The 7,879-nt window shown below is 32.3% G+C and carries 5 protein-coding genes and 1 pseudogene; 1 reads left to right on the top strand and 5 read right to left on the bottom strand.

Going from position 1 to position 7,879, the window contains the following annotated elements; all coding sequences use genetic code 11:
- Positions 1-89 precede the first annotated feature (89 nt).
- The 5 genes and pseudogenes from B3J44_RS15060 to B3J44_RS15040 all read right to left on the bottom strand — a co-directional run bounded on the left by B3J44_RS15060 (position 90) and on the right by B3J44_RS15040 (position 7,133).
- Positions 90-541: pseudogene (locus B3J44_RS15060) on the bottom strand (hypothetical protein).
- A 65-nt stretch (positions 542-606) separates the two neighbouring features.
- Positions 607-1,137, bottom strand: coding sequence for a GNAT family N-acetyltransferase (locus tag B3J44_RS15055; RefSeq protein ID WP_286969335.1), 531 nt, complete (start codon positions 1,135-1,137; stop codon positions 607-609).
- A 131-nt stretch (positions 1,138-1,268) separates the two neighbouring features.
- Positions 1,269-3,020 carry a TonB-dependent receptor gene (locus B3J44_RS15050; RefSeq protein WP_286969333.1) on the bottom strand — a complete coding sequence of 584 codons (1,752 nt, stop codon included), beginning with the start codon at positions 3,018-3,020 and terminating at the stop codon, positions 1,269-1,271.
- A gap of 141 nt (positions 3,021-3,161) precedes the next feature.
- The gene (locus tag B3J44_RS15045; protein ID WP_286969331.1) at positions 3,162-4,025 is read right to left on the bottom strand and encodes a PhzF family phenazine biosynthesis protein; all 864 of its coding nucleotides are present in this window, start codon (positions 4,023-4,025) and stop codon (positions 3,162-3,164) included.
- Between the two features lie 93 nt (positions 4,026-4,118).
- Positions 4,119-7,133 carry a tetratricopeptide repeat protein gene (locus B3J44_RS15040; RefSeq protein ID WP_286969329.1) on the bottom strand — a complete coding sequence of 1,005 codons (3,015 nt, stop codon included), beginning with the start codon at positions 7,131-7,133 and terminating at the stop codon, positions 4,119-4,121.
- Positions 7,134-7,463: 330 nt separating this feature from the next.
- Between B3J44_RS15040 and B3J44_RS15035 the strand changes: the two genes are divergently transcribed.
- The coding region (locus B3J44_RS15035) for a cell division ATP-binding protein FtsE (RefSeq protein WP_286969341.1) at positions 7,464-7,879 on the top strand (416 nt) is incomplete at its 3' end.

The following is a 7,879-nucleotide window of genomic DNA, read 5'->3' as shown; positions in this document are numbered from 1 at the left end:
CTCGAAATGACAAGATTGAGTGAAGATGATTATTTAGAGAACTTTGTCAAAGTTTAAAACTTTGACAAAGTTGTTCCGAGACCAATAGATTACTCAACACTTTCAATAGTATAATGCGTCTTATTAATCTCAAATTCAAATCCCTACTTTATTTCCCATTAAGTGATTTCCTAAAGGAGATTGTGGAGAAAGCGCAATGACATTAATTCCGTCAATAGCAATTTTTGGAAGTGCCACACTTACATACAAATAAATTCCGTTTGCTTTTACTAAACTTCCTAAAACAATATTTTCAGTTGTTTTAAGCGGATCTATTTTATCTAAAATTGCTTTTTGCTCTAATTGCTTCTTTTAATTTATTAGTCAGTTTCTCTTGTTCAATATGCATCATTGACAAAGCAGTTTCGTGTTTGTCGCCTGCAGAACCTTTGGCATCGTTTTTTGAATCTTCGGTCAAACCAGAAATCATGTCTTTAAAAACATCTATTCGATCTTGAACCATTTGAGTGTAGTGAGAATATATTTTTTCTTTGAAAGTCATTTTTTTTAAAGGTACTAAGATTCTGAGATGCAAAGGTGCAAAGGTTTTTTTTCTTTGTCTAAATTTTATTCGAAAAAAGCTTTTGGATAAACTACTTCTCCGCTTACATTTTTTAAACCATATTCTGTTAACGCGATAACCATACAGTTTTCAGCTGGAACATCAAATGGCATTTTGATATTGTATTTTTCGCAAAGTTCATATCCAAACCTCGGGTAATAATCTTGATGACCTAATAAAATAACCGATTTGTAACCTAAACTTTTTGCAATTTTATGACCGTGTAAAATAAGTTTAGAACCAATTCCTTTTCCTTGAAATTCTGGCAAAACCGAAACTGGAGCAAGTGCTAATGAAGGAAAGATTTGAGATTCATTTTTTACTTCAAGTTTAGTAAATAAAATATGACCGACAATTTCATCATTCATTTCAGCAACGATTGACAATTCGGGAATAAAAGCTTCAGAATTCCTCAGTCTTTCTACCAAAAACTGCTCTTTGTGATCGCTGTATTCTTCCTTTTCAAAAGCTTTTTCTATCAAATGAAAAACACTTTTAAAATCGTTTTTATTTTCTTGGCGTAGTTTAATTTCCATAATATAAAATTAAAAAAAACAGCCACGAATTCACGAATCTACTCCAAAAAATTCATGAGCTCATGGCTGAAAAAAAAGGCACATTCATTTAAAATGTTTTTGTGCCTAAGTATCTTTATGGCAAAGATCTCTTAAAAATCAAATTTATAATTTGCACCTCCTAAAACTTGGAATCCTTGTACTGGATAATTTAACCATTTTTCGTAAGCTTGGTTTCCAATGTTATTCAATTTCAAGAAAAACGTCAAACGTTCGCTAAATTTATATCCTAAATGAGCATTGGCGTCAAAATAGCTTTTTAAGGTAATTGATTCTGCATTAATGCCTAAAGAAGTATTGGTTTGCATATCTTTTCTTTCGCCTACATAAAACACATTCAAACCTGCGTACCACTGCTTTGTAATATTAACGTCTAAAGTCGAACTTAATTTCATTGTTGGCAAATTCCACGCTTCAACTGCATTATCTGTGTTATAACTATTAAAAGTTCCATTAATTCCGAAAGTTACATTTTGAGAGAAATCGGCTTTTAGTTCTGCATACAAGCGGAAGGTTCTAATATCTTCATAAACTACTCCAAATGAGTTCCCGAAAGCATAATCTTCGTTTGTAACAACTTCTGTGTAATCATTCGCTTTAAACAATGCTTTATTTTTCTCATTCAAATAAGAACCTGTCAAGTTATAATTTACATTGTTAGCCAATTTTCCTTTCAAACCAGCAAAAACATTGTATTGTGTGCTTGATGGACGCATGTTTAAAGTTGGAGATAAAAACGGATTATCTGTCACAAAATCTGCATAAGAGTTTTGGTTTAAAGCTCCATTTACCCCAGTATAGAAAATCATTAAATCGCCAACCAATTTATAAGATGCATTCACTTTTGGATAGAAATAAAATTTATTACCGCTGTTTTCAGAATCTGCACTGTAATAAATTCCAGCTCCTAATTCTAAAGTCCACTCGTTTTCATTGACCACAAAACTTGGCTCGATTCCAACATTTGTAAAACTATATTTTAAAGCTTCCGTATTGTCATGTAAATAATTATTCTTGAAAGAACCGCTTACGTGATCTACAATAACGTTTGTTTTAATAGCCTGATCCATTACATCAACAGTAAAAGTCGGCTTTACATAAAATCTATTTTCTGAGGAAGAATAACTGTCTGAAAAGTGTGTAAATCTTGCTGAAAGCTTACTAAAAATACTTTCTGTAAATTCTGCATTTCCACCAAGTGAAATTGTGTTATAAGAATGATCTGGATTAATGCTGTTTACCAAATCGTAACGCTGATCTGGAATTGTCGAACCAAAATCTGACGGAAGTCCGTACCAATTATAAATCTGATTTTGATATCCTAAATCAACGTTCCAGTTATTATCTCTATTATTTTGACCATAACCAACATTAATTGCTGTATCGTAAAATTCATCATTCAATTCCACATCTTTAATTCCGCCTTGAGAAGAATGATGGCGAAACATTCCGGCCACATAATCATTGTTTCCTAAATCTTGATTTACAAATAACTCAGCGTTTAAAGTGCTATAATTACCAACACCTACAGTCGCATAATTATTAAACAATCTTTCTTTTTTTGCTTTTTCTACGCCCTCCGCTTTTCCTTTTGAAGGCGTAAAAGTCGATGCCACAGGAACAGACAAAATACTGTATTTAATAACTTCTTTTGGCTGATTACCGCTATCGTCAAGCGAAGGCGTTTCTTTCACTTTAAAAGCATCTGAAATAGTCGGCGAATAAGGTTTTACTACATTTACAGTTTCAGTTCCGATCGTTTCATTTTTCTTTTGCGCAATCGAAAACTGAGCAGTAAATAACACTAACAAAATGATTATTTTATGTCGGCAGTTTAATTTCATATTTATATTATTGTGTAAAATGTTGTTTGTAAAATGTAAAATGTGTTTTCAACCAATATTCTCTTTTCACATTTACATCTTTCTTTTCACATTTCACTTTTTACATTATCTAATTTTCTAATTATCTCAATTATCTAATTTCTAAGCTTCCCATTCTCCTTTAGCCACAAACTGAGCCTTTCCTCCTATTCTAATATCAAAAAGATCTCCGCTTAGTTTTCCATTAAAATAAATCTCAGATGGGCGGCCAATGTAATCTCCTTGATGATTTGTCAATTCAAATTCAGGTTTATGATATTTTAATAAAAAGGCCTGCAAACATGTACTTGCACTTCCTGTTGCAGCATCTTCCACCAACTGATTATGTTCAATACACAACATTCTGCTGAACAATTTTTCTCCTTCTAAATAATAAAAGTATAAACCTCTGTGGTCTGTTTTGCAGTGCTGTTTCATCCATTCATCAGCTTTATCTTTATCTAGAACCAAATTTTCTAAAGCTCTTTTACTGCTTAATCCAACCATTACAAAAGCGCTTCCAGTTGTGACTTCCTGAATTGGAAACTGATTTTCGAAATCGCTAACTTGTAAGTTGCTGAAAAAAGTAAAATCTATTTTAGAAAAAGTATCCCAAAACTTTGGCTGAGCTGCTTTCAACCAAATCAAATCGTCTGATTTATTGATAGAAATTGGTCCAATTGGCACTTCTAATTTTATTTCGTTCGGAGCATTTTCAAAGATCTTATTCATCAAAACCCAAGAAGTTCCAATAATCGGATGTCCCGCAAATTGCATTTCGTGAGCCGGGGTAAAAATTCTAATTTCTGCTTTATTATTGGCTTTATCCAGTTTGGTAACAAATGTGCTTTCTGCAAAATTTATCTCGCGTGCCATTTGTTGCATTTGTGCTGTACTTAAATTTTCCGCGTTCATAAAAACTGCCAACTGATTTCCAGCATATTTTTTATCAGCAAAAACATCAACTATATAAAAAGGTAAACTCATTGTTTTTTTTTTGTAAAATGTAATTTGTGAGATGTAAAATGTTTTTCGTTATTTTCTATTTCACAGAAAACATTTCACTTTTCACTACTTAAACTATCTATTAATCGACGAATTTGTTTTTGATTCTTCCGATTTAATTGCAGCTAATTCTTTTTTCGCTTCTTCGACAACATCTGGATAATCTGTAAAGTTGTTAATTACGTTATCCAAAATATAAGTTGCTTGATAGCTGTCTTTCAATCCGTAGAAATTTTTCGCCATTAACACCAAACCTTTCGCTCCATAATATTTATAAGCAGAATAGCTTTTTGCCAGTTTTTGAACTGCCGTATTCGAAGCTTCATATTTCCCCTCTTTTGTTTTGAAATACGCATCATAATACAAAGCTTCTGCTGCTAATTCTCCTTTTGAAGTAGCTGAAAGTTTTGCATAAGCCGCTTTTGCTTTATCTTCATTTCCTGTTTGCATTGCTGCACGCGCTACAATAATTTGTGCATCTGCTTTTACGCCTGCATCCGATTTCGGATTTTCTAATACTTTTTCAGCAGCAACTACAGAACGGTCATAATCTTTTTTGTCGTAATAACATTTCATTAAGTTGGCTTGTGCAAAAGTTTTATTCTGAGGATAATCGGCTTCACTTTCTAACCTTGTTAGAACCGGAATTGCTTTATCACAATCTTTTGTTTTCAAATAAATCTGAGCCAATCTGTTTAAAGCTTGCTCTGTAAACTCGTTTCTAGGCTGATCAATTACAAACTGATAATTTGCAATAGATTTCGTTTCAGAACCTTCTGCATAAGTCAGCTGAGCTAAATAGAAATTAGCTTCTAACGCATGCATCCCGTTCGGGAATTTAGAAACATAACCCGCGAAACCAGTAATTGCTTGTTTTGAATTGTTTTGGCTGTATTGTTTAAAAGCCGCATCGTAAGTATCATTATCCAATTCGGCATCTGTAACGGCAACGAAATCTAATGTACGAACCCAAGTTGCATATTCGTCTACTTTTCCAGAGTCTACATAAATTAATCGTGCTGTAGCTACTGCTTCTAAAGCTTCTGGAGTTTTCGGGAATTCGGCTGCAACTTTTTTAAATTTTGTTAAAGCCTGTTGATCACGATCTGAATTATAATAAATCAAACCTTGTTTTAAAATTGCTTTTGAAGTAAAAGACCCGTTATTAAATTCAGAAATCAATTGATCATATGTTTTAATTGCTTGATCGTTTTTCTTTTCAGCAACATAAGTATTTCCTAATTCAAATAAAGCATCGTCACGGTAAGATGACTTTTTGTACATCTGAAGGAAATTATTTAACTCATCAACTTTCTTATCATTTTTAGACATAAATCCATAAGAAAGTGCTTTTTGAAATTGAGCATAATCTGCGTCTACGCCTTTTGCAGCAATTGCTTTTGCGTAAGCTTCGTTTGCTGCGCTATATTTTGAAGTTACAAAACGGCAATCTCCCAAACGTAAATAAGAATCGTTTAAACGAACTTTGTCTGAAGGCGAATTATCAATTTGAGCCTGAAAAGAGTTTGCTGCCTGATCGTAATCTTTCAATTTAAAGTACGTGTAACCAATATTATAATTAATGTTTTTATATTCGTCTGTAGATTTTGCGGCAGCCATTCCAGCAAATTGCTTGTAAGTCAATAACGCATTTTGCATATCATCATTCAGATATTCTGTTTCTGCTTTCCAGAAAGTGGCACGCGCTGTAAACTCAGGAGTTTTTTGTTCACTGATAGCACTTTTGAACATTTTACCCGCTTCTTGGTAATTATTTTCGTTGTACAATTCCAATCCGCGGTAAAAAAGCACTTTTTGGTATGCTGCTTTATTTTCTGCACTTCTATTTTTTTCTAATAAAACTAAAGCCTCTTTATAGTTTTTAGAAGAAATATAAGAATCAACCAATAGTTTTTCTACTTCTGAACGACTTGAATTGTTTGGATATTTTTTAAGGAAATCTAATAAAATACCAGGAACAGCCTGATAAGCGTTTCCGATATCATAACTCAATTTAGCATAATTTAAAGCCGCATCTTCTTGAATTTGAGCATTAAAATCCATTTCAGAAGCATTTTTAAAAGCGTTTAAAGCTTCTTGCTTTTTACCTGTATTTAAATAACTTAATCCTAAATGATAGTAAGCATTTTGAGCCACAAAATCTTTTCCTTCAATAATTTTATTGAATTGAGAAATGGCTTTTTCGTACTCTTTCTGCTCATAATACGCATAACCTAACTGATAGAAATCGGTATTGTTCCATTTCCCTTTTTTTCCTGCATATTGTTCTAAATACGGAATTGCTTTTCCGTATTGTTTTAAATTGAAATAACTTTCTCCAATAATTTTATTCAGTTCTGATTTTTCAATATCGTTTGATTTATTCATGGCTACCAATCCTAGATCAATCGCTTTTTGGAAATTTCCAAGTTTGAAATTCATATCAGCTTGGTAGTATGACAACTTCTCTTTATACTTTTCTTCGCCCGAAACCTCATCAAAATATTTTGTAGCCTCTTTATAATCGTCGCCTTCATACGCCATAAAACCTAAATAATATTTGGCTTGAGAACCATATTCTTTAGAATTTACCACTTTATTAAAATAGTTCGTAGCTTCTTTTTTCTTTTTAGCATTAAAATAGCTGTAGCCTTTCATGAAGTTAAACTTATCCGATTCTGTTTTACTCATGTAGCTTTCGTCAACTTTATCAAACCACTGCAAAGCTTTTGGATAATTTCCTTGTTCGAAGAAATATTGTGCTGCCTCAATATAAGCCTGATTCTGTTTAGTACTAGTCGGATAATCATTTACAAATTGCTCTACCAAAGCATCGGCATTTGCTTTATTGGTTCTAATGGCAGAATTAGCAATATAGAAAGCACAGTCAGACTGTACTTCTTCATTTGTAGTATTGTTTTTTACTTTTTCAAAAATCAATTGTGCCGAAGCATATTGTTTGTCGTTATATAAAGCCAGTGCTTTGTCAAAATCCTTTAATTCGTACGTATAAATAGCCGATTTTTGTGCCGAAGCTATAGACGAGGCAAGGAAAATTTGGAATAAAAAGAACCTGGAAAGTTTACGCATTTTAGTAATATTTAGTATTCAAATGTATCATTTTATACGGGTTATAACGAAACGTTTTGAGGTTTTATTATGAACAAATTACTAAACTGCTGCTATTTTACGCTTTAAAAAACTTCAAATTATTGGTTCTCAAACTTTATAAAACAAATAATAAAAACCCACTAAACGCCATTGGATATTTTAAGCGTAAGAAAACTTTCCTGCTATTTATCAAATGAACTTATATTGATTATACAGTTTGGTATTTAAACTTTTTCCTAAGAAATGATTCAAAATTATTTTGAATACAAGCGTTATCTTATTACTTTTACCATTCAAACCAATTTTATTATGTCACAAACCGTACTATCTCTTAAAGAAGTCACTATATATCAAGAAGGAAGAAAAATTATATCTCACATTAACTTAGATGTTAATCATGGTGAGTTCATCTACATAATCGGTAAAACCGGTTCTGGAAAAAGTAGTTTTCTTAAAACTTTATATGCTGATCTACCGTTAATTGAAGGCGAAGGACATATTGTTGAATTTGATTTGGCAACTTTAAAAGAAAACGACATTCCTTATTTAAGACGTAAAATTGGTATTGTATTCCAAGACTTCAAACTGCTTCCAGACCGTTCTATTAAAGACAATATGCTTTTTGTTTTGAGAGCTACAGGATGGACTGAAAAAGAAGCTATGCAGCACAAAATTGATGAAGTTTTGGACAAAGTAGGAATGAAAGATTTTATGAACAAAATGCC

The organism is Flavobacterium sp. UBA4854 (assembly GCF_002399805.1).
GTDB lineage: Bacteria > Bacteroidota > Bacteroidia > Flavobacteriales > Flavobacteriaceae > Flavobacterium > Flavobacterium ginsengisoli.
This window is presented reverse-complemented; position numbering and strand designations above follow the sequence as displayed.

Bases quoted from the DNA above. Each gene is read 5' to 3' on its own strand.
- B3J44_RS15055 (WP_286969335.1), bottom strand. From the start codon at position 1,137: ATGGAAATTAAACTACGCCAAGAAAATAAAAACGATTTTAAAAGTGTT.
- B3J44_RS15050 (WP_286969333.1), bottom strand. From the start codon at position 3,020: ATGAAATTAAACTGCCGACATAAAATAATCATTTTGTTAGTGTTATTT.
- B3J44_RS15045 (WP_286969331.1), bottom strand. From the start codon at position 4,025: ATGAGTTTACCTTTTTATATAGTTGATGTTTTTGCTGATAAAAAATAT.
- B3J44_RS15040 (WP_286969329.1), bottom strand. From the start codon at position 7,133: ATGCGTAAACTTTCCAGGTTCTTTTTATTCCAAATTTTCCTTGCCTCG.